Origin of the sequence: Streptomyces flavofungini (assembly GCF_030388665.1) — a bacterium.
Classification (GTDB): Bacteria; Actinomycetota; Actinomycetes; order Streptomycetales; family Streptomycetaceae; genus Streptomyces; species Streptomyces flavofungini_A.
This window is the reverse complement of record NZ_CP128846.1, coordinates 3750491-3775131: the sequence shown is the minus strand read 5'-3', so window position 1 is coordinate 3775131 and position 24641 is coordinate 3750491. Positions and strand designations below refer to the sequence as shown.

At 72.7% G+C, this 24641-nt stretch carries 25 protein-coding genes and 2 pseudogenes; 21 read left to right on the top strand and 6 right to left on the bottom strand.

Annotated features, from left to right (window positions below; all coding sequences use genetic code 11):
- The first annotated feature begins 112 nt into the window (after positions 1-112).
- From QUY26_RS15325 to truA, 3 genes are all read left to right on the top strand, one after another.
- Entirely contained in the window at positions 113-1135 is a 1023-nt protein-coding gene (locus tag QUY26_RS15325; RefSeq protein WP_016645160.1) for a DNA-directed RNA polymerase subunit alpha, read from the top strand.
- Between the two features lie 136 nt (positions 1136-1271).
- The gene (gene rplQ / locus QUY26_RS15320; RefSeq protein WP_289946913.1) at positions 1272-1760 is read left to right on the top strand and encodes a 50S ribosomal protein L17; all 489 of its coding nucleotides are present in this window, start codon (positions 1272-1274) and stop codon (positions 1758-1760) included.
- Positions 1761-1832: 72 nt separating this feature from the next.
- Positions 1833-2699: a tRNA pseudouridine(38-40) synthase TruA gene (gene truA / locus QUY26_RS15315; RefSeq protein ID WP_289946910.1), complete on the top strand. Its 867-nt coding sequence runs from the start codon at positions 1833-1835 to the stop codon at positions 2697-2699.
- A gap of 21 nt (positions 2700-2720) precedes the next feature.
- Here the strand turns inward: truA and QUY26_RS15310 are convergent, their stop codons facing one another.
- Positions 2721-3569 carry a hypothetical protein gene (locus QUY26_RS15310; protein WP_289946908.1) on the bottom strand — a complete coding sequence of 283 codons (849 nt, stop codon included), beginning with the start codon at positions 3567-3569 and terminating at the stop codon, positions 2721-2723.
- 74 nt (positions 3570-3643) lie between these two features.
- Between QUY26_RS15310 and QUY26_RS15305 the strand changes: the two genes are divergently transcribed.
- The 4 genes from QUY26_RS15305 (at position 3644) to glmM (ending at position 7744) form a co-directional block, all read left to right on the top strand.
- Positions 3644-4945, top strand: a complete 1302-nt coding sequence (locus tag QUY26_RS15305) for a glycosyltransferase family 87 protein (RefSeq protein WP_289946906.1) — start codon at positions 3644-3646, stop codon at positions 4943-4945.
- Positions 4946-5185: 240 nt separating this feature from the next.
- On the top strand, positions 5186-5629 hold the full coding sequence (rplM, locus tag QUY26_RS15300) for a 50S ribosomal protein L13 (protein ID WP_190117618.1): 444 nt from the start codon (positions 5186-5188) through the stop codon (positions 5627-5629).
- A gap of 42 nt (positions 5630-5671) precedes the next feature.
- The gene (rpsI, locus tag QUY26_RS15295) at positions 5672-6196 is read left to right on the top strand and encodes a 30S ribosomal protein S9 (protein ID WP_190117617.1); all 525 of its coding nucleotides are present in this window, start codon (positions 5672-5674) and stop codon (positions 6194-6196) included.
- A 189-nt stretch (positions 6197-6385) separates the two neighbouring features.
- On the top strand, positions 6386-7744 hold the full coding sequence (gene glmM, locus QUY26_RS15290; RefSeq protein ID WP_289946898.1) for a phosphoglucosamine mutase: 1359 nt from the start codon (positions 6386-6388) through the stop codon (positions 7742-7744).
- Here glmM and QUY26_RS15285 read toward each other — a convergent pair.
- Together QUY26_RS15285 and coaA are read right to left on the bottom strand one after the other, a co-directional pair.
- Complete coding sequence (locus tag QUY26_RS15285; protein WP_289946897.1) at positions 7741-8691, bottom strand: DUF389 domain-containing protein; 951 nt, start codon at positions 8689-8691, stop codon at positions 7741-7743. The two genes, glmM and QUY26_RS15285, sit on opposite strands and share 4 nt — an antisense overlap.
- A 32-nt stretch (positions 8692-8723) precedes the next feature.
- On the bottom strand, positions 8724-9731 hold the full coding sequence (gene coaA / locus QUY26_RS15280; protein ID WP_234311341.1) for a type I pantothenate kinase: 1008 nt from the start codon (positions 9729-9731) through the stop codon (positions 8724-8726).
- An 80-nt stretch (positions 9732-9811) separates the two neighbouring features.
- On the opposite strand from coaA, the gene glmS reads away from it, so the two are divergent.
- From glmS to QUY26_RS41175, 7 genes are all read left to right on the top strand, one after another.
- Positions 9812-11659: a glutamine--fructose-6-phosphate transaminase (isomerizing) gene (glmS, locus tag QUY26_RS15275; protein ID WP_289946894.1), complete on the top strand. Its 1848-nt coding sequence runs from the start codon at positions 9812-9814 to the stop codon at positions 11657-11659.
- A gap of 4 nt (positions 11660-11663) precedes the next feature.
- Positions 11664-12032 (top strand): holo-ACP synthase, encoded by a 369-nt coding sequence (locus QUY26_RS15270; protein WP_289946891.1) that lies wholly within the window; start codon positions 11664-11666, stop codon positions 12030-12032.
- Positions 12033-12118: 86 nt separating this feature from the next.
- Positions 12119-13642, top strand: coding sequence for an NAD(P)H-hydrate dehydratase (locus QUY26_RS15265; RefSeq protein ID WP_289946889.1), 1524 nt, complete (start codon positions 12119-12121; stop codon positions 13640-13642).
- 68 nt (positions 13643-13710) lie between these two features.
- On the top strand, positions 13711-14871 hold the full coding sequence (alr, locus tag QUY26_RS15260) for an alanine racemase (RefSeq protein ID WP_289946887.1): 1161 nt from the start codon (positions 13711-13713) through the stop codon (positions 14869-14871).
- A 13-nt stretch (positions 14872-14884) separates the two neighbouring features.
- Positions 14885-16114 carry an alpha/beta fold hydrolase gene (locus QUY26_RS15255; protein ID WP_436840336.1) on the top strand — a complete coding sequence of 410 codons (1230 nt, stop codon included), beginning with the start codon at positions 14885-14887 and terminating at the stop codon, positions 16112-16114.
- A 61-nt stretch (positions 16115-16175) separates the two neighbouring features.
- Positions 16176-16688, top strand: coding sequence for a tRNA (adenosine(37)-N6)-threonylcarbamoyltransferase complex ATPase subunit type 1 TsaE (gene tsaE / locus QUY26_RS15250; protein WP_289946885.1), 513 nt, complete (start codon positions 16176-16178; stop codon positions 16686-16688).
- Between the two features lie 279 nt (positions 16689-16967).
- Positions 16968-17090: a hypothetical protein gene (locus QUY26_RS41175; RefSeq protein ID WP_436840335.1), complete on the top strand. Its 123-nt coding sequence runs from the start codon at positions 16968-16970 to the stop codon at positions 17088-17090.
- Between the two features lie 43 nt (positions 17091-17133).
- On the opposite strand, the gene QUY26_RS15240 is transcribed toward QUY26_RS41175, so the two are convergent.
- Entirely contained in the window at positions 17134-17682 is a 549-nt protein-coding gene (locus QUY26_RS15240) for a hypothetical protein (RefSeq protein ID WP_289946882.1), read from the bottom strand.
- Between the two features lie 103 nt (positions 17683-17785).
- Between QUY26_RS15240 and tsaB the strand changes: the two genes are divergently transcribed.
- From tsaB to QUY26_RS15220, 4 genes are read left to right on the top strand one after another with little or no spacing between them, the layout of a single operon-like run.
- Complete coding sequence (gene tsaB, locus QUY26_RS15235; RefSeq protein ID WP_289946881.1) at positions 17786-18451, top strand: tRNA (adenosine(37)-N6)-threonylcarbamoyltransferase complex dimerization subunit type 1 TsaB; 666 nt, start codon at positions 17786-17788, stop codon at positions 18449-18451.
- Between the two features lie 47 nt (positions 18452-18498).
- The gene (gene rimI, locus QUY26_RS15230) at positions 18499-19089 is read left to right on the top strand and encodes a ribosomal protein S18-alanine N-acetyltransferase (protein WP_289955734.1); all 591 of its coding nucleotides are present in this window, start codon (positions 18499-18501) and stop codon (positions 19087-19089) included.
- Positions 19082-20197 carry a tRNA (adenosine(37)-N6)-threonylcarbamoyltransferase complex transferase subunit TsaD gene (gene tsaD / locus QUY26_RS15225; RefSeq protein ID WP_289946880.1) on the top strand — a complete coding sequence of 372 codons (1116 nt, stop codon included), beginning with the start codon at positions 19082-19084 and terminating at the stop codon, positions 20195-20197. Before rimI ends, tsaD begins: the two co-directional genes overlap by 8 nt.
- A gap of 16 nt (positions 20198-20213) precedes the next feature.
- Positions 20214-20471: a hypothetical protein gene (locus QUY26_RS15220; protein ID WP_289946879.1), complete on the top strand. Its 258-nt coding sequence runs from the start codon at positions 20214-20216 to the stop codon at positions 20469-20471.
- On the opposite strand, the gene QUY26_RS15215 is transcribed toward QUY26_RS15220, so the two are convergent.
- Positions 20462-21607, bottom strand: a complete 1146-nt coding sequence (locus tag QUY26_RS15215; protein WP_289946878.1) for a hypothetical protein — start codon at positions 21605-21607, stop codon at positions 20462-20464. The two genes, QUY26_RS15220 and QUY26_RS15215, sit on opposite strands and share 10 nt — an antisense overlap.
- Positions 21608-21673: 66 nt before the next feature.
- Positions 21674-22462: a TetR/AcrR family transcriptional regulator gene (locus tag QUY26_RS15210; RefSeq protein WP_289946877.1), complete on the bottom strand. Its 789-nt coding sequence runs from the start codon at positions 22460-22462 to the stop codon at positions 21674-21676.
- A gap of 111 nt (positions 22463-22573) precedes the next feature.
- Between QUY26_RS15210 and QUY26_RS15205 the strand changes: the two genes are divergently transcribed.
- The 3 genes and pseudogenes from QUY26_RS15205 to QUY26_RS15195 all read left to right on the top strand — a co-directional run.
- A complete protein-coding gene (locus tag QUY26_RS15205) occupies positions 22574-24121 on the top strand; it encodes an MFS transporter (RefSeq protein ID WP_289946876.1) in 1548 nt (515 codons plus the stop codon).
- A 45-nt stretch (positions 24122-24166) separates the two neighbouring features.
- Positions 24167-24394, top strand: a pseudogene (locus QUY26_RS15200) (YciI family protein); the annotation flags it as partial.
- A pseudogene (locus tag QUY26_RS15195) lies at positions 24383-24637 on the top strand (RNA polymerase subunit sigma-24); the annotation flags it as partial. The pseudogenes QUY26_RS15200 and QUY26_RS15195, both read left to right, overlap by 12 nt.
- Positions 24638-24641 lie beyond the last annotated feature (4 nt).

Sequence of the window (24641 nt, the reverse complement as noted above, 5' to 3'; positions counted from 1 at the left end):
GGTTGCCTTGAGGATTCGGGCGGTACGTACCCTCCGGGGGCCGTACCGCCCGTACCCTTGTCATTGCAGTAGGGCGTCAAATAGCGGGCGCCCATGACTGAAGGATCGCAACATGCTGATTGCTCAGCGTCCCTCGTTGACCGAAGAGGTCGTCGACGAGTTCCGCTCCCGGTTCGTCATCGAGCCGCTGGAGCCGGGCTTCGGCTACACCCTCGGCAACTCCCTCCGCCGGACTCTTCTGTCCTCGATCCCGGGTGCGGCGGTCACGTCCATCCGCATCGACGGTGTCCTGCACGAGTTCACCACCGTGCCGGGCGTCAAGGAAGACGTCACCGACCTCATCCTGAACATCAAGCAGCTGGTCGTGTCGTCCGAGCACGACGAGCCCGTCGTGATGTACCTGCGCAAGCAGGGCCCGGGTCTGGTCACCGCCGCCGACATCGCGCCCCCGGCCGGTGTCGAGGTGCACAACCCCGACCTCGTCCTCGCCACGCTCAACGGCAAGGGCAAGCTGGAGATGGAGCTGACCGTCGAGCGCGGTCGCGGCTACGTCTCCGCCGTGCAGAACAAGCAGGTCGGCCAGGAGATCGGCCGGATCCCGGTCGACTCGATCTACTCGCCGGTGCTGAAGGTCACGTACAAGGTCGAGGCCACGCGTGTCGAGCAGCGCACCGACTTCGACAAGCTGATCGTCGACGTCGAGACCAAGCAGGCCATGCGCCCGCGCGACGCCATGGCGTCCGCCGGCAAGACCCTGGTCGAGCTGTTCGGTCTCGCCCGCGAGCTGAACATCGACGCCGAGGGCATCGACATGGGTCCGTCCCCGACGGACGCCGCGCTCGCCGCCGATCTGGCGCTGCCGATCGAGGAGCTCGAGCTCACCGTTCGGTCGTACAACTGCCTCAAGCGCGAGGGCATCCACTCGGTGGGCGAGCTCGTGGCCCGCTCCGAGGCGGACCTGCTCGACATCCGCAACTTCGGTGCGAAGTCGATCGACGAGGTCAAGATGAAGCTCAACGGGATGGGTCTTGCGCTGAAGGACTCGCCTCCCGGCTTCGACCCGACCGCCGCGGCTGACGCCTTCGGCGCGGATGACGATGCCGACGCGGGCTTCGTCGAGACCGAGCAGTACTAAGAGCTCGGGACTGGCGGATTGATTTTGGCTGCGCGTGCGTCTTGGTTGCGCGCGCAGTTCCCCGCGCCCCTTACGGGGCTCGGTCCACTGACCCCGGTACCTGATACGGCCGGGGCAGATCACAAGGAGAAACACCATGCCGAAGCCCGCCAAGGGTGCCCGTCTGGGCGGCAGCGCCGCGCACGAGAAGCTTCTGCTGGCGAACCTCGCCAAGCAGCTCTTCGAGCACGGCCGCATCACCACCACCGAGGCCAAGGCCCGTCGTCTGCGTCCCTACGCGGAGCGTCTGGTCACCAAGGCGAAGAAGGGCGACCTTCACAACCGCCGCCAGGTCCTCCAGGTCATCACCGACAAGAGCGTCGTGCACACGCTCTTCGCGGAGATCGGCCCGCGCTACGAGAACCGCCCGGGTGGCTACACCCGCATCACCAAGATCGGTAACCGCCGTGGCGACAACGCGCCCATGGCCGTCATCGAGCTGGTGGAGGCCCTGACCGTGGCCCAGCAGGCCACCGGTGAGGCCGAGGCGGCCACGAAGCGTGCCGTCAAGGAAGACGCCCTCAAGAAGGACGCGCCCGTCGAGGACGCTCCGGTTGAGGCCGCCGAGGAGTCCAAGGACGCCTGAGGCTCTGCCTTGCCGCAAGCGGGTCCGCCCTCCGGGGCGGGCCCGCTTTCGCGTTCCTGAGAGGATCTGTGTGTGAGTGAGGAAGTGGAGCCCGGGTTCGTCCGGGTGCGGCTCGACCTGAGCTACGACGGCAAGGACTTCTCCGGCTGGGCCAAGCAGCGCGAGGGGCAGCGCACCGTCCAGGGCGAGATCGAGGACGCCCTGCGTACGGTGACGCGGTCCAAGGAGACGTACGAGCTGACGGTGGCCGGGCGGACCGACAGCGGGGTGCACGCGCGTGGGCAGGTCGCGCACGTCGACCTGCCGGAGGCGCTGTGGGCCGAGCACCGGGAGAAGCTGCTGCGGCGGCTCGCCGGGCGGCTGCCGCACGACGTGCGGGTGTGGAAGGCCGAGGAGGCCCCGGCCGGGTTCAACGCGCGGTTCTCGGCGATCTGGCGGCGGTACGCGTACCGGGTGACCGATCACCCCGGGGGCGTCGACCCGCTGCTGCGCGGGCACGTGCTGTGGCACGACTGGACGCTCGACGTCGACGCCATGAACACGGCGGCGCAGGCGCTCCTCGGGGAGCACGACTTCGCCGCGTACTGCAAGCGGCGCGAGGGCGCCACGACCATCCGCACGCTCCAAGAGCTGCGCTGGGAGCGGCTCGCGGACGGGATCCTGGAGGCGACCGTCAAGGCCGACGCCTTCTGCCACAACATGGTGCGGTCGCTGGTCGGCGCGATGCTGTTCGTGGGGGACGGGCACCGGCCCCCGGACTGGCCGGGCAAGGTCCTCGCCGCCGGGGTGCGCGACTCCGCCGTGCACGTGGTGCGGCCGCACGGGCTGACCCTGGAGGAGGTCGGCTACCCGGCCGACGAGCTCCTTGCGGCGCGCAGCGTCGAGGCGCGGAACAAGCGGACGCTGCCCGGGGCCGCGGGCCCGGCGGGGTGCTGCTGAGGGGCCCCGCGGCGGCCGGTCCTACTGGGGGTTGTTGGCCGCCGCCGACGCCTGGGCCTCGCCGCGGCGGTTGATCTGGTGGAACGTGAAGCGGGCGAGGTCGTCGCCGACCTCGTACGCGGAGCGGTCCTTCTCCGTGACGTCCTTGCCGTTCAGGAAGCCGGTCGTCGTGAAGTACGCGTAGCGGCCGTAGGCGTTGTACGTGCCGCGGCAGACCGTCGTACGACAGAAGCCGGAGACGCCCTTGCCGGGCAAGGACGTGATCAGGCCCTTGTCGGCCTGGCGCTTGACCTTCTTGGCCTGCGCCTCGGTGTCGAAGACGGCGACGCCGACGGTGACCGCGATGCCCTTGCGGGCGTAGGTCGCGCGCAGCACCTCGGTGCACTTGTTCTTCGTCAGGATGTTGGCGAGAACCGGCTGGGCGACGGAGGCGCACTTCTTGGTGCTCGCCGTCGCGCCCTTCTTGTAGACCCGCTCCCCGGAGGTCAGCTTCGTGCCCGGGAAGAAGGACTCCGGGCCGAGCGGGGCCTTGTCCTTCTTCGCGCTGGAGATGTAGTCCTTCGGGTCCGGCGGGGGCGGGGGCGTGGTCGCCTCGAAGGACGGCTCGGGGGAGTCGCTGGCGCCGGGGATCTCGGCGCTGGTGGGCAGCTCGCTCGCGGGCTTGTTCGAGGCCGTGGCGTCGTCGCTGTTCGCGGAGACGACCGCGACGGCGACGGCCGCGGCGACGCCGATCGTGGCGAGCGCGCCGCCGCCGATCAGCATCCACTTGCGGCGGCGGGCACGCGCCTCGGACGCTTCGGCGAGCGCCGCCCAGTCAGGGGTCTGCGAGCCCCCCGGGCCCCACTGGGGTCCCCCTTGCCCAAAGCTCATGGGCCGCATCTTAGACGGGGCACCGGGGATGTTGAGCCGGGGTTGTGGGGCGATCTCGCCCTAGCCTGACCCGCATGGATTCGGGCAAAACGGATAGTGGTGGCTCTTCTGGTCTTGCCGGGTGGCTGGTGCGTCCCGCCGGGTGGCAGGTGTGGGCCGTGCTCGGGGTCGTCCTCGGGGCGGCGGCGCTGCGGATCGCCTACCGGGTGCCGGACGGCGGCATGGACAACGCGATCGTCGTGCGGGCCGCGGAGGCCTGGCTGGACGGGCGCTCGCCCTACGCCGACCGGCACTTCCTCTATCTGCCGGGGGCCGTGCTCGCGGCGGTGCCGCAGGCGCTGTTCCCCGGAATGGCGCGGGTGCTCGTGCCCGTGGGGGTGGTGGGGGCGCTGGCCTCCGGGTGGTTCTGCGCGCTGCGGATCCACGGCGTGGCCCGGGGCAGCCGGTTCGCCGCGCTCGGGCTGCTCGGGCTCGTCCTGGGCTTCGCGCCCTTCGTGCACCTCGTGGAGCTGGGCAACTGGACGGTGGCGTCCGCCCTCGCGCTGCCGGTCGCGCTGCTGTGCGTGTGCCGGGGGCGGTGGGTGGTCGCCGGGGCGGTGATCGGGGTGGCCGTCGCCGTGAAGCCGCTGCTGTTGCCGGTGCTCCTCCTCTTCGTCTTCGCGCGGAGGTGGCGGGCGCTGTGTGTGGCTGTGGCCGTGCCGGTGGTGGTGTCGGTGCTCGCCGCGCTGGTCCTGCCGGATCCGGGGGCGTTCTTCACCCGGACCCTGCCGTTCCTGTTGCGCGGTGACGATCGGTTCGTGCGGCTGTACGAGGCGTCGCCCGCGGCCGTGCTGCCTCGGGTGGGGGTGCCCGGGGTGGTGGCCTCGCTTGTTTCGGGCGTGGGCGCCTGTGCGGGGGTGTGGTGCGCCTGGCGTCGGTGGGTGGCCGGGGGGCCTGCCGCGGGGCGGGTCGTGGAGGTGGCCTCGGCGCTGATGCTGGCCGCGTTCCTGGTGTCGCGGCCCTCGTACGACCACTATCTGCTGGTCGTGCTGCCGCTGTTGCTGGCGGGGGCGCTGCGGGTGTCCTCGGTGGTGCGGGTGCCGTGGTTCTGGGTGGCGCTGGTGCCGCAGGTGCCGGGGTTCGTGTGGGTGGGGGTGGAGGCGTTGCCGCAGCGGGCCTTCAAGGACGCGTTCACGTTGTGCGTGCTGGCGGGGGTGGTGTTCTGGCGGTGTGCCGTCGCCGGGCGGCTTCGTGGGGCTGTCCCGCCGTCGTCCGTGCCGGCGCCGTCGGTGGGGGGTGCGGGGGGTGCGGGGGGAGGCGCCCGCTCGGAGGTGCGGGGGCCGGGTGGGGCTGGGGTGGTGGCTCGCCCGGGAGGGAGCGGCGTGACCCCGTTTTGACCCGTACGGGGCAGCCCGGGTATTCTGCCTGTTCGTTATGTGTATTGGCTTTCTCATTCTCACGTGAGGGGCTCTTACACCGGCCCACCGGGCCGATGACCAGCGGCAGGACTCGGTTGCGTCACCGAGGTCCGCCAAGGCTGTCGTCCATCGTCCGAGGTGGCCTTGTCAGGACCCTTTCCCTGGGTCCGAGCTGGACCCCGGGGAACCCCACCTCTGAAGAAGCGAAGGCTACGAACCGTGCGTACGTACAGCCCCAAGCCCGGCGATGTGACCCGCCAGTGGCACGTCATCGACGCCCAGGACGTCGTCCTGGGACGCCTGGCGACGACTGCCGCCACCCTCCTGCGGGGCAAGCACAAGCCGATCTACGCGCCCCACGTTGACACCGGTGACTTCGTCATCATCATCAACGCCGACAAGGTGCACCTGTCCGGCAACAAGAAGACCCAGAAGATGGCCTACCGCCACTCTGGCTACCCGGGCGGCCTCCGTTCGGTCCGCTACGACGAGCTGCTCGAGAAGAACCCCGAGAAGGCCGTCGAGAAGGCCGTCAAGGGCATGCTCCCCAAGAACACCCTGGGCCGTCAGATGCTCTCGAAGCTGAAGGTCTACGCGGGCGACCAGCACCCGCACGGCGCTCAGCAGCCGGTCCCGTTCGAGATCACCCAGGTCGCGCAGTAGTTCCGGCCACCCCCTAAGACGAAAAAGAATCTGAGGAGCATCGTGGCCGAGACCACCGCTGAGCAGCCGCTCGACGAGAACGCCGAGAACATCGACATCGAGTCGTACACCACCGAGTCGGACGCGCCCGTGGAGGGCGAGTACACCTCGGAGTCCAACGCCGCGCGCTTCGGCGACCCGCAGCCGGCCGCCGGCCTGGGCCGTCGCAAGAACGCCATCGCCCGCGTCCGGATCGTCCCGGGCACCGGCAAGTGGAAGATCAACGGGCGGACGCTCGAGGACTACTTCCCGAACAAGGTCCACCAGCAGGAAGTCAACGAGCCCTTCAAGGTGCTCGAGCTGGACGACCGCTACGACGTCATCGCCCGCATCGCGGGTGGCGGCGTCTCCGGCCAGGCCGGCGCCCTGCGCCTCGGCGTGGCCCGCGCCCTCAACGAGGCCGACGTGGACAACAACCGCGGCGCCCTCAAGAAGGCCGGCTTCCTCAAGCGCGACGACCGTGCGGTCGAGCGCAAGAAGGCCGGTCTGAAGAAGGCCCGCAAGGCCCCGCAGTACAGCAAGCGCTAATCACCGCTGCCTGCTAGTACTTCTCGAACGCCCCGGCGGCACCCTGTGTGCTGTCGGGGCGTTCGTTTATCAGCACCCCATGATCTGGGGTAGAAGTTCGACAGGCTGAGCGTCCGGGACCGTGCGGTGGAGCCGCTGACGTCACCGCGTCCGCAGGACCAGCCGACACTCAATGTTCGGAGGACAGCAGTGGGACGACTCTTCGGCACGGACGGTGTGCGCGGTGTCGCCAACGCGGATCTGACGGCCGAGCTCGCGCTCGGGCTCTCGGTCGCCGCGGCGCATGTGCTCGCCGAAGCGGGCACCTTCGAGGGTCATCGCCCGACGGCGGTGGTCGGGCGTGATCCGCGCGCTTCCGGGGAGTTCCTTGAGGCCGCGGTGGTCGCGGGCCTCGCCAGCGCGGGCGTGGACGTCCTGCGCGTCGGTGTGCTGCCCACCCCCGCGGTGGCGCATCTCACCGGTGCGCTGGGCGCCGACCTCGGCGTGATGCTCTCCGCCAGCCACAACGCGATGCCCGACAACGGCATCAAGTTCTTCGCCCGCGGCGGCCACAAGCTCGCCGACGACCTCGAGGACCGCATCGAGGCCGTGTACGACGAGCACCGCACCGGCGCCCCCTGGGAGCGGCCCACGGGCGCGGGCGTCGGGCGTGTGAAGACCTACGACGAGGGCTTCGACCAGTACGTGGCCCACCTCGTCGCCGTCCTGCCGAACCGTCTCGACGGGCTCAAGGTCGTCCTTGACGAGGCGCACGGCGCGGCCTCGCGGGTCTCGCCGGAGGCGTTCGCCCGCGCCGGTGCCGAGATCATCACGATCGGCGCCAAGCCGGACGGCCTCAACATCAACGACGGCTGCGGCTCCACCCACCTCGACCTGCTCAAGGCCGCCGTCGTCGAGCACGGCGCCGACCTCGGCATCGCCCACGACGGCGACGCCGACCGCTGCCTGGCCGTGGACCACACCGGCGCGGAGGTCGACGGCGACCAGATCCTCGCCGTCCTCGCCCTCGCCATGCGCGAGCGCGGTGTGCTGCGCCAGGACACCGTTGTCGCGACCGTCATGTCGAACCTCGGCTTCAAGCTGGCCATGGAGCGCGCGGGCCTGTCCCTCGTGCAGACGGCCGTCGGCGACCGGTACGTCCTGGAGTCGATGAAGGAGCACGGCTACGCCCTCGGCGGCGAGCAGTCCGGGCACGTCATCGCCCTCGACCACGCCACCACCGGCGACGGCACCCTCACCGGCCTGCTCCTCGCGGCCCGCGTCGCCGAGACCGGCCGGAGCCTCGCCGACCTCGCCGCCGTCATGGAGCGCCTGCCGCAGGTCCTCATCAACGTCCCCGACGTCGACAAGTCCCGGGTGAAGACCTCGCCCGAGCTGTCCGCTGCCGTCGCCGACGCCGAGCGCGAGCTGGGCGCCACCGGCCGCGTGCTGCTCCGCCCCTCCGGCACCGAGCCGCTGGTGCGCGTGATGGTCGAGGCCGCCGACATCGAGCAGGCCCGCTCCGTCGCCGGGCGCCTCGCCGACGTCGTGAAGTCGGCGCTGGGCTAGCCCAGTTCGCGTGTCCTCGCGGTGCGTTCGCGCTGCCGCGCCCAGAGCAGCTTCTGGGTGAGCAGCGTGCACGTACCGGCGAGGACGATGCCGAGCAGGTTCAGGAGCAGCTGTTCGGTGGAGCCCCAGGCCTGGTTGTACTTGTCGTAGCTGAAGGCGACCGCGGCGTTCGCCGCCGCCGGGACCGTCGTCACCGAGATCGCGACACCCACCAGGGCGCCCGACTTCGCGGACGTCAGCGAGAGCGTGCCCGCGGCGCCCGCGAGGACGGCCACGACGAAGGAGAACCAGTCGGGCCGGTAGATGAAGTTGGTGTTCGGGCGGGCGGCGTCCAGGGCCTGTGCGTCGAACAGGTCGACCGCGTCCATGAAGAAGCTGAATCCCGCCGTCACCACCATCGCCACCGCGAAGCCCACGAGCAGCGCGATCAGCGAGCGCAGCGCGAGCCGCGGGGTGCGCTGCACGAGCGCCGTGCAGAAGCCCGCGAGCGGCCCGAACTCCGGGCCCACCGCCATCGCGCCGACGATCAGGATGGCGTTGTCGAGGACCACGCCGCACGCGGCGATCATCGTGGCGAGCGTGATGAAGGCGACGTAGGTGACGGAGAGCGTGGACTCCTCGTGGGTGGCGTCCTCCAGGTGCTCCCACAGGACCGCGTCCGCGCTCTCGCCCGGTGCCTCGTTCTCCGCCTTGTCGGCGCGCAGCGACAGCGACAGGTCGATGTTCTCCAGCGCGATCGACCCGTGCTTGTCGACCTCCAGGCCGCGCAGCCGGTCGATCAGCTCGTCGCCCGCCTCCCGGGCGACGTCGCACATGACGATGTCGCCCGAGGGGTTGCGCGCCGCGCCCGCCACGACGGCCAGATGCGTGGCGCCCGGCGTCTGCTCGATCAGGCGCACCACGCCGTCGGTCTTGTCCGGCGGGGTGATCAGGCGCAGATGCAGCATGTCCGCACCTTAACGCGGCCCTGACGCACCCCTCAGAGCTTGCGCAGGCTGAGGCGCTGCACCTTGTGGTCGGGGCCCTTGCGGACGACGAGGGTGGCGCGGCCGCGGGTCGGGGCCACGTTCTCCAGGAGGTTGACCTTGTTGATGGTCCGCCAGGTGGTGCGGGCGTAGTCCAGGGCCTCCTCCTCGGATACCTGGGTGTACTTGCGGAAGTACGAGGACGGGTTCTGGAAGGCCGTGGCGCGCAGCTTGCGGAAGCGGTTCAGGTACCAGCGCTCGATGTCCTCGGGGCGCGCGTCCACGTACACACTGAAGTCGAAGTAGTCGGCGAGGCCCACGCGGGTGCGGCCGTCCTTGCCGGGCAGGGCGGGCTGCAGGACGTTCAGGCCCTCGACGATGAGGATGTCCGGGCGGCGGACCGTGAGGCGCTCGCCGGGCACGATGTCGTAGATCAGGTGGGAGTAGACGGGGGCCGTCACCTCGTCCTTGCCCGCCTTGATGTCGGCGACGAAGCGGGTCAGGGCCCGCCGGTCGTACGACTCGGGGAAGCCCTTGCGCGACATCAGGCCGCGGGCCTGCAGCTCCTTGGTGGGCAGCAGGAAGCCGTCGGTGGTGACCAGCTCCACGCGCGGGTGCTCCGGCCAGCGCGAGAGCAGGGCCTGCAGGAGGCGCGCGACCGTCGACTTGCCGACGGCCACCGAGCCCGCGACTCCTATCACGAACGGCGTGCCCGACTGCGCGGCCTTCTCGCCGGTCTCGCCGAGGAACGTGTTCAGGGCGCCGCGCAGGCCGTCCGTGGCGCCCACGTACAGATTCAGGAGCCGTGACAGCGGCAGATAGATGTCACGGACTTCGTCGAGGTCGATGACGTCGCCGAGGCCGCGCAGCTTCTCGACTTCGTCGGCGGTGAGCGGCAGCGGCGTCTTCTCGCGCAGCGCGCTCCACTCGGATCGGGTGAGGTCGACATAAGGGGTCGCCTCCGGCTTGTGCCGGTGGGCGCCCCGTGGCGCCTTCGTGGGCGCTGAGACCGAAGAGATCACATTCCATTGTTACGGCTGTTTGAACAGCTGGGCGGGTGGGGTGCGTCACCTTGGTCGATATGCGTCGTAGGCTTTGCGCTATGTGTGGAATTGTCGGATATGTCGGCTCGCAGTCGGCGCTGGAAGTGGTGCTCGCCGGGCTGAGACGGCTGGAGTACCGGGGATACGACTCGGCCGGAGTGGCCGTACTCGCCGACGGCCGGATCGCCTCGGCCCGCAAGTCCGGCAAGCTCGTCAACCTGGAGAAGGCGCTGGTGGACCGGCCGCTCCCGGCGGGCGCCACCGGCATCGGACACACCCGCTGGGCCACCCACGGCGGCCCCACCGACGCCAACGCCCACCCTCACCTCGACAACGCCGGGCGCGTCGCCGTCGTCCACAACGGCATCATCGAGAACTTCGCCGCCCTCCGCGCCGAGCTGGCCGAACGCGGGCACGTCCTCGGCTCCGAGACCGACACCGAGGTCGTCGCCCACCTCCTCGCCGAGGAGTTCTCCGGCCGCGCCGACCTCGCCGAGGCCATGCGGCTGGTCTGCCGACGCCTCCAGGGCGCGTTCACGCTGGTCGCCGTGCACGCCGACGCCCCGGACGTGGTGGTGGGGGCGCGCCGGAACTCGCCCCTCGTGGTCGGCGTCGGCGAGGGCGAGGCCTTCCTCGCCTCCGACGTCGCCGCCTTCATCGCGCACACCCGGTCCGCCATCGAGCTCGGCCAGGACCAGGTCGTCGAGGTGCGCCGGGACGAGGTCGTCGTCACCGACTTCGAAGGGCGCCCCGCCCAGGTGCGGCACTTCCGCGTCGACTGGGACGCGGCCGCCGCCGAGAAGGGCGGGTACGCCTCCTTCATGCACAAGGAGATCGCCGAGCAGCCGCGCGCCGTCGCCGACACCCTGCTCGGCCGCATCGGCCTCGACGGCGCGCTCACCCTCGACGAGCTGCGCATCCCCGCCGCCGAGCTGCGCGAGGTCGACAAGGTCGTGGTCGTCGCCTGCGGGACCGCCTTCCACGCCGGGCTCATCGCCAAGTACGCCATCGAGCACTGGACGCGGCTGCCCTGCGAGGTGGAGCTCGCCAGCGAGTTCCGCTACCGCGATCCGATCCTCGACGCCCGCTCCCTCGTCATCGCCGTCTCCCAGTCCGGCGAGACCATGGACACCTTGATGGCGCTGCGGCACGCCCGTGAGCAGGGCTCCCGCGTCCTCGCCATCTGCAACACCAACGGCTCCACGATTCCGCGCGAGTCCGACGCCGTCCTCTACACCCACGCCGGGCCCGAGGTCGCCGTCGCCTCCACGAAGGCGTTCCTCACCCAGCTCGTCGCCTGCTACCTGGTCGCCCTCTACCTCGGTCAGGTCCGCGGCACCAAGTGGGGCGACGAAGTGCTCGGCGTCGTCCGGGACCTGGCCGACATCGGCGACGCCGTCGAGCGGGTGCTCGCCGGGATGGAGCCGGTCCGCGCGCTCGCCCGCTCCCTCGCCGGGGCCGGGACCGTGCTCTTCCTCGGGCGGCACGTGGGGTATCCCGTCGCCCTCGAAGGCGCCCTCAAGCTCAAGGAACTCGCCTACATGCACGCGGAGGGCTTCGCCGCCGGGGAGCTCAAGCACGGGCCCATCGCCCTCGTGGAGGCGGGCCTGCCCGTCGTCGTGGTCGTGCCCTCGCCCCGCGGGCGCTCCGTCCTCCACGACAAGATCGTCTCCAACATCCAGGAGATCCGGGCCCGGGGCGCCCGCACCATCGTGATCGCCGAGGACGGCGACGACGCCGTCGTGCCGTACGCCGACCATCTGATCCGCGTGCCCGTTACGCCTACGCTGCTTCAGCCCCTGGTCGCCACGGTGCCCTTGCAGGTCTTCGCCTGCGAGCTGGCCGTGGCCCGGGGCAACGAGGTGGATCAGCCTCGGAATCTGGCCAAGTCGGTGACTGTGGAGTGAGTTTGTGATTATCGGGGTCGGGATCGACGTTGCCGAGATCGAGCGGTTCGCCGCCTCCCTTGAGCGGACCCCCGGAATGCGGGAACGGCTCTTCGTCGAGCCGGAGTTGTTCCTGGCCGGCGGGGAGCCGCGCGGCGTCGCCTCCCTCGCCGCCCGCTTCGCCGCGAAAGAGGCTCTCGCCAAGGCCCTGGGCGCTCCCGCCGGGCTGCGGTGGACCGACGCCGAGGTGTACGTCGAGGACAGTGGGCAGCCTCGGCTGCGCGTCTTTGGGACCGTGGCCGCTCGGGCCGAGGCCCTGGGGGTTCGGGGGTGGCATGTCTCGCTGAGCCATGACGCGGGGGTCGCTTCCGCTGTGGTGATCGCTGAGGGGTAGTGGGGGGAGCGGGGCGCCGCGCAGGGGTGCTGAGGGGGGTGTCTCGTGAACGCGTGGGGTTTCCTTCCGTGCGGGAGACTTGGGGCATGCGTACCGCGTACAGCGTGGAGAGTGTCCGAGCCGCCGAGCGTGCCCTCATGGCCCGCGTCCCCGACGGCGCCCTGATGCAGCGCGCCGCCGCCGGACTCGCCGTGGCCTGCGCGCAGTTGCTCGGCAAGGTGTACGGGGCGCGCGTCGTGCTCCTCGTCGGCAGTGGGGACAACGGGGGTGACGCCCTGTACGCCGGGGCTCGGCTCGCTCGGCGTGGTGCCGGGGTGACTGCGGTGCTGCTTGCTCCGGAGCGGGTGCATGGGGGTGGGCTCGCTGCGTTTCGGAGGACTGGGGGGCGGGTTGTCGAGGCTGTGGGGGGCGGTGGGGGGCGCGGGAGCGCCGGGGGCGCCGGGGGGAGCGGGGATGTCGTCTCGGAGGCTGCGCTCGACGCGGTCCAGGGGGCCCAGTTCGTCGTCGACGGCATCGTCGGCATCGGCGGCAAGGGTGGGCTGCGGCCCGCCGCCGCCCGGCTCGTCCGCGCCGCCACGGACTCCGGTGCCCTGATCGTCTCCGTCGACCTGCCCAGCGGCGTCGACGCCGACACCGGACAGGTGCCCGGGGACGCCGTGCGCGCCGACGCGACCGTGACCTTCGGGACGTACAAGCCCGGACTGCTCGTCGACCCCGGGCGGGAGCACGCCGGGGCCGTCCGGCTCGTCGGCATCGGGCTCGACGGCGAGCTCAGCCGGTACGAAGCCGGGCTCGAAGCCCTTCAGTACGTCGACGTCGAGCGGCTGTTGCCCGTGCCCGGCGCCGAGAGCGACAAGTACCGGCGCGGGGTCGTCGGGGTCGTCGCCGGGTCTGCCCGCTACCCGGGCGCCGCCGTCCTCGCCGTCGCCGGTGCCCTGCGCGGCGGGGCCGGAGCCGTGCGGTACGTCGGGCCCGCCGCCGACGCCGTCATCGCCCGCTTCCCCGAGGCCCTGGTGTCCGACGGGCCGCCCGCCAAGGCCGGGCGGGTGCAGGCCTGGGTGGCCGGGCCGGGGCTCGGGGACGACGCGGGGCGGCTGCGTGACGTCGTGGCCGCCGACGTGCCCGTCCTCATCGACGCCGACGGGCTGCGTCTCGTCGACCGCGACGCCGTGCGGGGGCGGGCCGCGCCCACCCTGCTCACGCCGCACGCCGGTGAGGCGGCCGCGTTGCTCGGGGTGTCCCGGGACGAGGTCGAGGCGGCGCGGCTCGATGCCGTGCGGGAGCTTTCGGATCGGTACGGGGCCACGGTGCTGTTGAAGGGGTCGACCACGTTGGTCGCCTCGCCGGGCGGGGGCGGGGGCGGGGGCGGGGGCGGGGTCGTGCGGGTCAATCCGACCGGTACGTCGTGGCTGGCCACGGCCGGGAGCGGGGACGTTCTCTCGGGGCTTTCGGGGTCGTTGCTCGCGGCGGGGCTCGGGGCTCGGGACGCGGGGGCCGTGGGGGCGTTCCTGCACGGGCTCGCCGCGCGGCTCGCGGCTGAGGGGGCGCCGGTGGGGGCCCAGGACGTGGCGGACGCCGTGCCGCTGGCTTGGCGGGACGTGCGGGGGTAAGGCTGCGGGGCCGGGGTGGGACGGGTGCGGGGCCCCGGTCAGGCGGGGCTCTGAGAGACTTGGGCGCGATGACTGAGACTGCACTGCCGCGCGTCCGCGCCGAGATCGACCTCGCCGCCCTGAGGGCCAACGTGCGTACGCTCCGTGCCCACGCCCCCGAGGCCGCCTTCATGGCGGTGGTGAAGGCGGACGGCTACGGCCACGGCATGATCCCGTGCGCCCGCGCGGCCCTGGAGGCGGGCGCCACCTGGGTCGGCACCGCCACCCCGGAGGAGGCGCTCGCCCTGCGCGCGGCCGGTGTCGGCGGCCGCGTGCTGTGCTGGCTCTGGACCCCGGGCGGCCCCTGGCGCGAAGCCGTCGAGGCCGACGTGGACGTGACGGTGAGCGGCATGTGGTCCCTGCGCGAGGTCACCGCTGCCGCCCGCGCCGCCCGGCGTACGGCCCGGGTCCAGCTGAAGGCGGACACCGGGCTCGGCCGCAACGGCTGCATGCCGGAGGACTGGCCCGAACTGGTCGCCGCCGCCCTGCGCGCCGAGGCGGACGGGCTCGTGAAGGTGACCGGGCTGTGGTCCCACTTCGCCTGCGCCGATGAGCCGGGGCACCCGTCCATCAAGAGCCAGCTCGAGGTGTTTCGGGAGATGCTCGCCCACGCGGAGGGGGAGGGGGTACGGCCCGAGGTTCGGCACATCGCCAATTCACCGGCCACTCTGACTGTTCCCGAGGCGCACTTCGATCTTGTTCGGCCTGGGATCGCCATGTACGGCGTCTCGCCCAGCCCCGAGATCGGCACCCCGCAGGACTTCGGGCTGCGGCCCGTCATGACGGTCGCCGCCGCCCTGGCCTCGGTCAAGCACGCCCCCGCCGACCACGGCGTGAGCTACGGCCACCACTACACCACCCCCGTCGCCACCACCCTCGGCCTGGTTCCGGCCGGATACGGCGACGGCATCCCCCGGCACGCGTCCGGCTCCGGACCCGTGCTGGTCGGCGGCAAGCGGCGTACCGCCGCGGGGCGCATCGCCATGGACCAGTTCGTGGTCGACCTGGGGGGCGACGAGCCCGAGGTCGGAGCGGAGGCGGTGCTCTTCGGGTCCGGTGACCGGGGTGAGCCGACCGCCGAGGACTGGGCACGTGCGGCCGGCACCATCGCGTACGAGATCGTGACTCGCATCGGTTCCCGTGTTCCGCGCGTCTATCTCGACGAGCGGCACAACGGCAGCGACGACTGAAGAGGAGCGGCACGTGGGCGAGGGCAGCACGGGGGCGGCCGCCGTGGACCTGGTGGCCGAAGCGGCCGGGGCCACCGGTGCGGCGGGCAGCAATTGGCGGCGGGCCGGTATCGCCGGCGCCGCCATAGGAGTCATCGCAGCGGGCGCCGCGGCCGGCGTCGCCATCGAGCGGATGACGGTCGGGCGCGGCATGCGCAAGAAGGCCCGCCTCGCCCTCGACGCCTCCGGGCCCTTCGGCTCCCTGCGCGGCATGCCGGGCCAGGCCCGCGCCGACGACGGCACGGAGCTCGCGTACGAGGTCGACGAGGTGGGGGACGGCAGCGGTGAGGGTGGTGACAGCACCCAGGTGCCCCGGCGGCTGCGGCTCTTCGGGCGCAAGGCGCCCGACCCCGTCACCGTCGTCTTCAGCCACGGCTACTGTCTCGGCCAGGACTCCTGGCACTTCCAGCGCGCCGCCCTGCGCGGTGTCGTGCGCTGCGTCTACTGGGACCAGCGCAGCCACGGCCGCTCCGGTCGCGGCATGGCCCAGATCCACGACGACAAGCCCGTCTCCATCGACCAGCTCGGCCGGGACCTGAAGGCCGTCATCGACGCCGCCGCGCCCACCGGACCCCTGGTGCTCGTCGGCCACTCCATGGGCGGCATGACCACGATGGCCCTCGCCGACCAGTTCCCGGAGCTCGTCCGGGACCGCGTCGTCGGCGTCGTCCTCGTCGGCACCTCGTCCGGAAAGCTCGGCGAGGTCAGCTTCGGGCTGCCCGTCGCGGGCATGAACGCCATCCGGCGCGTCCTGCCCGGCGTCCTGAAGGCCCTGGGCTCGCAGGCCGACCTGGTGGAGAAGGGGCGCCGCGCCACCGCCGACCTCTTCGCGGGCATCATCAAGCGGTACTCGTTCGCCTCGAAGGACGTCGATCCCGCTGTCGCCCGGTTCGCCGAGCGGCTCATCGAGTCCACGCCGATCGACGTGGTCGCCGAGTTCTATCCGGCGTTCGCCGAGCACGACAAGGCCGAGGCCCTCGTCCACTTCGCCGGGCTTCCCGTGCTCGTCCTCGCGGGTGACAAGGACCTGGTCACCCCGAGCGAGCACAGCGAGGCCATCGCGGACCTGCTGCCGGACGCCGAACTCGTGCTCGTCCCCGACGCCGGGCACCTGGTGATGCTCGAACACCCCGAAGCCGTCACCGACCGCATCGCCGATCTGCTGGTCAGGGCCAGGGAACAGGCGCGCAGCGCGGCCATGTGAGGCCCCGGGCGCGGTGTCGGCCGGGCGGGGCGGTGCGCGCCGAGCGGCTAACGTTTCCGTCATGGAAGCACCGCACATCCCGGCCCCCGCCACCGCCCTCGAACTCACCGTGAACTCGCCGGAGCAGATGGGCGAGTTGGGCCGCCGCCTGGCCAAGATCCTGCGCCCCGGAGACCTCGTCATGCTCACCGGTGAGCTGGGCGCGGGCAAGACGACGCTGACCCGCGGGCTCGGGGAGGGCCTGGGCGTGCGCGGCGCCGTCACCTCCCCGACGTTCGTCATCGCCCGCGTCCACCCGTCCCTCGGCGAAGGGCCGCCGCTGGTCCACGTGGACGCGTACCGCCTGGGTGGCGGGCTCGACGAGATGGAGGACCTGGACCTGGACGTGTCCCTGCCGGACTCCGTGATCGTCGTCGAGTGGGGCGACGGCAAGGTCGAGGAGCTGTCGGAGGACCGGCTGCACGTCCTCATCCACCGCGCTGTCGGGGACACCACCGACGAGGTCCGCGAGGTGACGCTGCGCGGGATCGGCGAGCGGTGGGCCGGGGCCGATCTGACGGTTCTCTCTGCCTGAGGGCGCGGCGCGGGGTCCCTCCGGGGCCGCGGGGGGTCGAGGGCGTTCCCGTGGTGACGCGTTCTCGTCGGTTCGCCCGAACTTTCCGACAAGCCGTCGGCAAGATGTTGCGCGCCGAGCGTCGTACGTGGTCACATGGATACCAGGTACGGGTTAGGTCTACCTAACCGCGTCTGCCCCCGGAGCCCCCAGGAGGCGTCCATGCCGGCTTCAGAACGTGATGCGCAGCCCCGGCCGCACGGGCCATCGGCGCGGCCGGCGGCCTCCCACGCGTACTCGATGAGCGATCTGCTGGCCTCCTGCGCCGCCGCGAGCGCGGTCTCCACGCCGCCCCCGGCTCCGGAGGAACCCGCGCGCCCGACGGCCGGACACCCGGACGAGCGACGCCGCGACGCCGCTTAGAGCGGGCGCCGCGGCGTCGGTGGATCGTCGGGTGGGGCGGGGTCTAGCGGACCACCACGACCTTCGTCTCGCGCAGGGCGAAGTCCCACATCACGTTGCCGTCCTCACGCGAGGAGCGGATGCCGCCGGTCTTCTTCGCCGGGTCCGGCTTCTGGGTCGAGCCGCTGAGCGCCGCGCTGAACCCGACCGCTATCCCGTCGACGTTCGCGAACCGCACCACGTGCTCGATCTGCACGCCGTCGGACCCTATGACCTGCCCCGTCCGCGAGGTGACGGTGTACGACCCGGGCGCGGGGTCCACGGTGCTCGGCATGACCTTGTACGTGCGCTTCACCTTGCCGGACTCCTCGACCAGCCACACCCGGTCACCTTCGAGGGAGTACACGACCCGCCGCCCCGCGCCGGATCCGGCGGGCAGCTTCGTCGGGTCGGCCTTGTCCTTGGGGGAGCGCGAGGGGGTCGTCGAGGACTTGTCCGGGCGGGCGTTGAGGTCGTCCGGGGCGTTCGCGGAGGCCTGGTAGGCGAGGAAGCCGACCACGGCGAGTGCAGCCGCGGTGAGCCCGGCCACGAATCCCGAGCTGCTCCTTGACACCTGGCCCACCTCTCCTACGTACGGCTATGAGGTGACGGTAGCAGCAGGCGCGGCCCGTGCCGGGGCGGCCGTGCGCCGGGCCTCGGAGCCGTAGGCTGTTCGCGTGCTCTTGCTCGCTCTGGATACCGCCACTCCCGCCGTCACCGTCGCCCTGCACGACGGCACGGCCTCCTTCGGAACAGTCGCCGAATCGAGCCAGGTCGACGCCCGCCGCCACGGCGAGCTGCTGCTGCCCGCCGTGGACCGCGTCCTCGCCGAGGCGGGCCTGGGCCTCGACGCGGTGACGGACGTCGTCGTCGGCGTCGGCCCCGGCCCCTACACGGGTCTGCGCGTCGGCCTGATGACCGCCGACACTTTCGGCCTCGCGCTCGGCGTCCCGGTGCACGGGGTGTGCACCCTCGACGGCCTCGCGTACGCCTCGGGCATCGAGGGCGGGCCGTTCGTCGTGGCGACGGACGCCCGCCGCAAGGAGGTCTACTGGGCCCGGTACGAGGACGCCCGTACGAGAACCGACGGTCCCGCCGTCGACCGGCCCGCGGACATCGCGGAGCGGGTCGCGGGGCTCCCGGCCGTCGGCGCGGGCGCCGGTCTGTACCCGGACACGTTCACGGACGTCCGCGGCCCCGAGCACGTCTCGGCCGCGGCGCTCGCCGCCCTCGCGGCGGAGCGGCTCGCCGCGGGCGAGGAACTCCTCGAACCCCGCCCGCTGTACCTGCGCCGCCCGGACGCGCAGGTCCCCAAGAACTACAAGGTGGTCACCCCCAAGTGACCACCGTGCCGTCGGAGACGCCGCCCCCCGCCGTCGTGCCGCGCGAGATGCGCTGGTGGGACATCGACGCCGTGCTCGCCCTCGAGAAGGAGCTCTTCCCCGACGACGCCTGGTCGCGCGGCATGTTCTGGTCCGAGCTCGCGCACGCGCGCGGGCCCGGCTCGACGCGCCGCTACCTGGTGGCGTACGAGGGCGAGCGCCTCGTCGGCTACGGCGGCCTCGCCGTCGCCGGCAGCGACTCCGACGGCGGTGCCGCGGTCGCCGCCGACGTGCAGACCATCGCGGTCGCCCGCGACCACTGGGGCTCCGGCCTCGGCGCGCGCCTGCTCACCGAACTGCTGCGGCACGCCACGGCCTTCGAGGCGACCGAGGTGATGCTCGAAGTGCGGGTGGACAACATCCGGGCGCAGAAGCTGTACGAGCGCTTCGGCTTCGAGCCGATCGGCTTCCGCCGCGGCTACTACCAGCCGGGCAACGTGGACGCGCTGGTGATGCGCCTGTCCGACCCGTCCGCCGTACCGGACCTCTCCGCGCACGGCGCCCCCGAATCCGCGGCCGACGGCTCGGCCGACGGCCCCACCGACGGCCAGGCCCCTGGCCCGCTGAACGGCGTACAAGGAACCGAGATCCATGGCTGACTCCCGTGACGAGCCCCTCGTCCTCGGCATCGAGACCTCCTGCGACGAGACGGGCGTCGGTGTCGTCCGCGGCACGACCCTGCTCGCGGACGCGGTCGCGTCCAGCGTCGACGAGCACGCGCGCTTCGGCGGCGTCGTGCCCGAGGTGGCGTCCCGCGCGCACCTGGAGGCGATGGTCCCCACCATCCAGCGCGCCCTGAAGGACGCGGGCGTGACCGCCAAGGACCTGGACGGCATCGCCGTCACCGCGGGCCCCGGCCTCGCGGGCGCGCTGCTCGTCGGGGTCTCGGCGGCGAAGGCGTACGCGTACGCCCTCGGCAAGCCGCTGTACGGCGTGAACCACCTGGCGTCGCACATCTGCGTGGACCAGCTGGAGCACGGGGCGCTGCCGGAGCCCACGATGGCCCTCCTCGTGTCCGGCGGGCACTCCTCGCTGCTCCTGTCGACCGACATCACCTCCGACGTGCGGCCGCTGGGAGCGACGATCGACGACGCTGCGGGCGAGGCCTTCGACAAGATCGCCCGGGTGCTGGACCTGGGCTTCCCGGGCGGTCCCGTCATCGACCGCTACGCCCGTGAGGGCGACCCGGAGGCCATCGCGTTCCCGCGCGGTCTGACCGGGCCGCGCGACCCCGCGTACGACTTCTCCTTCTCGGGTCTGAAGACCTCGGTGGCGCGCTGGATCGAGGCGAAGCGGGCCGCGGGCGAGGAGGTCCCGGTGCGGGACGTGGCGGCGTCGTTCCAGGAGGCCGTGGTCGACGTGCTGACCCGCAAGGCGGTGCGGGCCTGCAAGGACGAGGGCGTGGACCACCTCATGATCGGCGGTGGCGTGGCCGCGAACACCCGGCTGCGGGCGATGGCCCAGGAGCGGTGCGAGCGGGCCGGGATCCGGCTGCGGGTGCCGCGGCCCAAGCTGTGCACGGACAACGGGGCGATGGTCGCCGCGCTCGGCGCGGAGATGGTCGCCCGCAACCGGGCCGCCTCCGACCTCGGGCTCTCGGCGGACTCCTCGCTGCCGGTGACGGAGCCGCACGTGCCGGGCGCGCACGCGCACAGCCACGACCACGACCACGTGCACGAGGTCAGCAAGGACAACCTCTACTCGTGAAGGGCAACCTCCGCTCATGAGCGTCGCGTTGATGTGGGAGGCACGGGCTCGCGAGGGCCGGGGGCCGGAGCTCCTCGCATGGGCGCGGGCCCAGGTCCTGGCGCCCGCGCCCACGCGCCGGGAGACCTTCCAGGCCCCGCAGGACCGCGTCCTCGTGATCACGTGGTGGGACGCGGCCTACGACGCGGACCTGCCCGAACTGGCCGAGCCGCCGGTGGAGTTGGTCTCCCGGCCGCCTCACCGGTGGCGGTTCGAGTCCCTCGGTCAGGGCTGACCCGCGTACGCCCCGGCGCGCACGCCGTCCTCGCGCGCCCTGAGCAGTGCGATCACGACCAGGGCCTGGAGCGTCAGGGTGACGAACGGCGTCAGGACGGTGAGCGTGCCGACCGTCGAGTCCCAGTACACGTCGAAGCCGTCGTCGAAGGCCGGGACCAGGGTGCGGATGTCGAAGTAGGTCGAGGCGAGCGCGAGGGCGAGCGCGGCGCCGCGGGCCGCCGGGCGCCCGGCGAGCAGCAGGGCGCCGACCAGCAGGGGCGCGGCCACCAGGGCCAGGACGTAGAAGGCCTGGGGGAGCGGGAAGCCGCGTGAGGCGTCGACCGCGGCGCGGAGGAAGTCGCCCGCGTCGGCCCCCGCTCCGCCGCCGACGAAGTGGACGTTGTCCCGGGTGAGGGTGTGGATGAGCCAGGCCACCTCGATCGCGCCGCTCAGGAGCAGGGCGATGCCGGACGCCACGAAGGCCGGCCGTGCGCGGCCCGCCGCGCCGGGGCCCTGGCCGTAGGGGACCTGGTACGGGGCGTACGCGGGCGGGGGCGGGGCGTCCGCGTACACGGGCCGCGGCGGGTCCTGCGGGTGGGCCGGGGCCGTCAGGGGCGGGGTGCCGTCCGTGGAGCCGCGGGTGCGGGCGACGGCCGCGAGGATCGCGCACCCCAGGGCGATGCCCGTGAACCGGAAGGTGAGCAGGGCCTTGCCGTAGCCGATCTCGGTGATGAGATCGCCGTACCGGTCCGAGGCCATGAGGCCGACCACTTCCCGCAGGCCCAGGCAGATCAGGAGCGCGGCGATCAGTGCGAGGCCGCCGCGCGCCACCCGGCGCCGCCCGAGCGCGAGGGCGCCGACGACGGCGGCGGTCACGAGGAACGCCCAGTCGTGGTGGGTCTGCGCGATCGGCGTCAGGAACTGCCGCGGGTCGTACAGGGCCTTGAAGGAGAACCGGGCGTACGGGTGGTCGACGGCCTCCTTGGCCTCGTACCCGATCCAGATCGTCGCCGTGAGCGCGTACAGGAGGACGGCCGCGCCGACCCGCTGCAGCGTCGGCGCGTCGCGCGGCGCGACGCGCGTTCCTGTGCCCTGCCCGGGTATTCCTTGCCCTGGTATGCCCTGCCCTGCCCCGCTCTGGCCCCATGCGGCCATGCGTGCCCCCCGTTGGCTGTGTTCAGTTGGCGAAGAGCCCTGTGTAGCCGGTGGGCACCGCGTTGTCTATGGCGTGTCCGCTCGCGGGAGCGACGGTGCCGGGCGGGGGGTCCGGCCGAGCAGTCCGTCCACCACCGCGCCGAGCTGGCCGGCGAAGTCGTAGCTCTCGCGGAGCTCCGTCCACCGGGAGGCCAGCGGGGCGACGTGGGGCAGTTCGGCGGTGTCGGCGTCCGTGAGGGTGTCGGGGAAGTACCGCTTGCGGTCGGGCTCCCCGGCCCGGCGCGCCATCGCGTTCCGGAAGGCGAGGTCGCCGTACACGCAGTGCCAGACGGTGCGGTAGGCGTGCGCGGCCTCGACGGGGGAGAGCCCGCAGGCGACGCCCGCGCCGATGATCTCGTCGACCATCCACATCGCGCCCTTGTCGCTGAGGTCGCCGAGGCTCAGGACCTCCACCACCCAGGGCAGCTCCAGCAGGATGCCGTGCATGTGCAGCGCCACCGCGAGGAGCCGGTCGCGGGGGTCGGCGGGCAGTTCGGGGCGCGGCAGGGTCGCGGCCGTCCCGGCCAGGGTGAGCATCAGCAGCTCGTCCTTGTCGCGCACGTGGTGGTAGAGCGCCATGGGGGTGGCGCCGACCTCCTTGGCGACCCGCCGCATGCTGAGCGCCCCCACGCCCTCCTCCTGGAGGATGCGCCGCGCCACGCCGACGATCGCCTCCGGCTCGATCCGCCGGGGCCGCCCGACACGCCGCTTCGGCCCGGCCGCGTTCCGGTCGGCCGGGTGCTGCCCGGCCGTGTTCCGGCCGGTCGGCTTCTGGTCGGCCGTGCCGGGTTCCTCGTCGTTCGCTCGCGCTGCCACGCGCTCATTGTCGCGTCCGTGGGCGCGGGTGCCGACCGCCGGGGCCTCGTCCCCGGCTGGTTTCTGTACGCGTATAGCGAGTTTCTGTACGCGTATATTAATGTGCGGCGCATGACGACCACGCCGACCCCGCTGACCGGGCCGAGCGGCCAGTCGCCCGCGCGCGGCCCGCTGCTGCTCCCCGTCCTCCTGACCGTCCAGTTCCTCGTCTCCCTCGACATGTCCGTCGTCAACATCGCCCTGCCCGACATGGGCGACGACCTCGGCTTCGCGCCCGAGTCGCTGACCTGGGTCGTGAACGCGTACGCCCTCGCGTTCGGCGGGCTCCTCATGCTCGGCGGCAGACTGGCCGACCTCGCGGGGCGCAGGCGCACGCTGGTCGCCGGGTTCCTGGTGTTCGGGGCCGCGAGCCTCCTCGGCGGGCTCGCGCAGGGCCCGGGACAGCTGATCGCGGCGCGCGCGGTGCAGGGGGCGGGCGCCGCAGCCCTCGCGCCGGTGGCGCTCGCGCTGATCACCGTCCACTTCACGGCGGGCCGGGCGCGGGCGCGGGCCCTCGGCCTCTGGGGCGCCTCGGGCGCGCTCGGCGGCGCCGTCGGGGTCATGGCGGGCGGACTGCTCACCGACTGGGCGGGCTGGCGCTCGGTGATGCTGATCAACGTGCCGGTGGTGCTCGTGGCGCTCGCGGCGAGCCGCTCCGGGGTGCCCGCGGACCGGCGCGCGGGGGCCGCGCCGCGCCTGGACGTGTCGGGCGCGCTCCTGGTCACGGCGGGTACGAGCGTGCTCGTCCTGGGTCTGGTCCGCACCGAGGCGCACGGCTGGGGCTCGGTGGCGACCGTGGGCACGCTGACCGCCGCGGCCGTCCTGCTGGGGGCGTTCTGCGCGGTCGAGCGCCGGGGCGAGCGGCGCGGCAGCGGCCCCCTGCTCCGCCTCGGCCTGCTCGGACACCGCCCCGTGCTCTCCGCGAACGTCTTCGCGCTCCTGATGTCCTCGGGCCAGTTCGCCGCGTTCTACTTCACCTCGCTCTACCTCCAGGACGTCATGGCGTACGGCCCCACGCGCGCCGGAGCCGCCTTCCTGCCCTTCTGCGCGGGCGTCGTCGCGGGCACGGTGATCGCGACCCGCACGGTGGGCCGGGTCGGGGAGCGGGCGCTCCTCGTGACGGGCGGGCTGCTCGGCGCGGCCGGGTTCGCGTGGTTCGCGCTCGCGGTCGAGGCGGGTGGCACGTTCGCGGGGTCCGTCCTCGGCCCCTCGCTCGTGGCCGCCGTCGGCATCGGCATGTGCTTCGTGCCGCTCGGCGCGGCGGCGACATCGGGCGTGGCGGCGGGGGAGACCGGCATGGCGTCCGGGCTGCTCAACACCTCGCGCCAGCTCGGCGGTTCGATCGGGCTCGCGGTGTTGGTGACGGTGGCGTCGAGCGCGACGGGGGCGGGCGGTGGCCCGGGGGCGCTCGCGGACGGGTTCGCGGCGGCGTTCGGGGTGGCGGCGGGGCTGCTGGTGGCGGCGGCGCTGGCGACGGCGGTGCTGCACGGGCGGCGGCGCGCGCCCGCACCGTCGGCGGCGATACCTTCGCGACCTGCGCAGACGTACGTATCCGAGAAATCTTCGAAGAATCCCGGCGAGGGTGTCGATCCGGGCGTCTCCCGTTCGACGCATGAGTGAGAGGCGGGGGAAGGCCCCGCCCGCAGCCTGAACGGAGACACGGCCTTGCCGCGCTACCTGACGATGATCCGCATCGACGAGAACGACGTGCCCGAGGGCGGCCCGAGCCCCGAACTGCAGGAGCGCATGGGCAAGTTGTTCGAGGAGATCACCAAGGCGGGCGCGCTGGTCGAAACCGCCGGCCTCGCGCCGACCTCTCAGGGAGCACGGGTGCGCTGGGAGAACGGCAGCCTCTCCGTCACGGACGGGCCGTTCACCGAGGCCGTCGCCGTGTCCATGGCCGACGGGCCCGGGCCCGCGCTCGCCCTCGTCGACGCCCTCGCCGTCGAACCAGCCCTGCGCTCCTACCACTTGCTCCCCAGCGCCCGGGGCGACCTGCTCGCCCGGCTCGGGCGGTTCGCGGAGGCGCGGGTGGAGTTCGAGCGAGCGGCGGGGCTCACGCGGAACGTGCGGGAGCGGGAGTTGTTGTTGGGGCGAGCGGGGCGAGCGGGGCGGGCGGGCCGGTGCGGGGGGTAGTCCT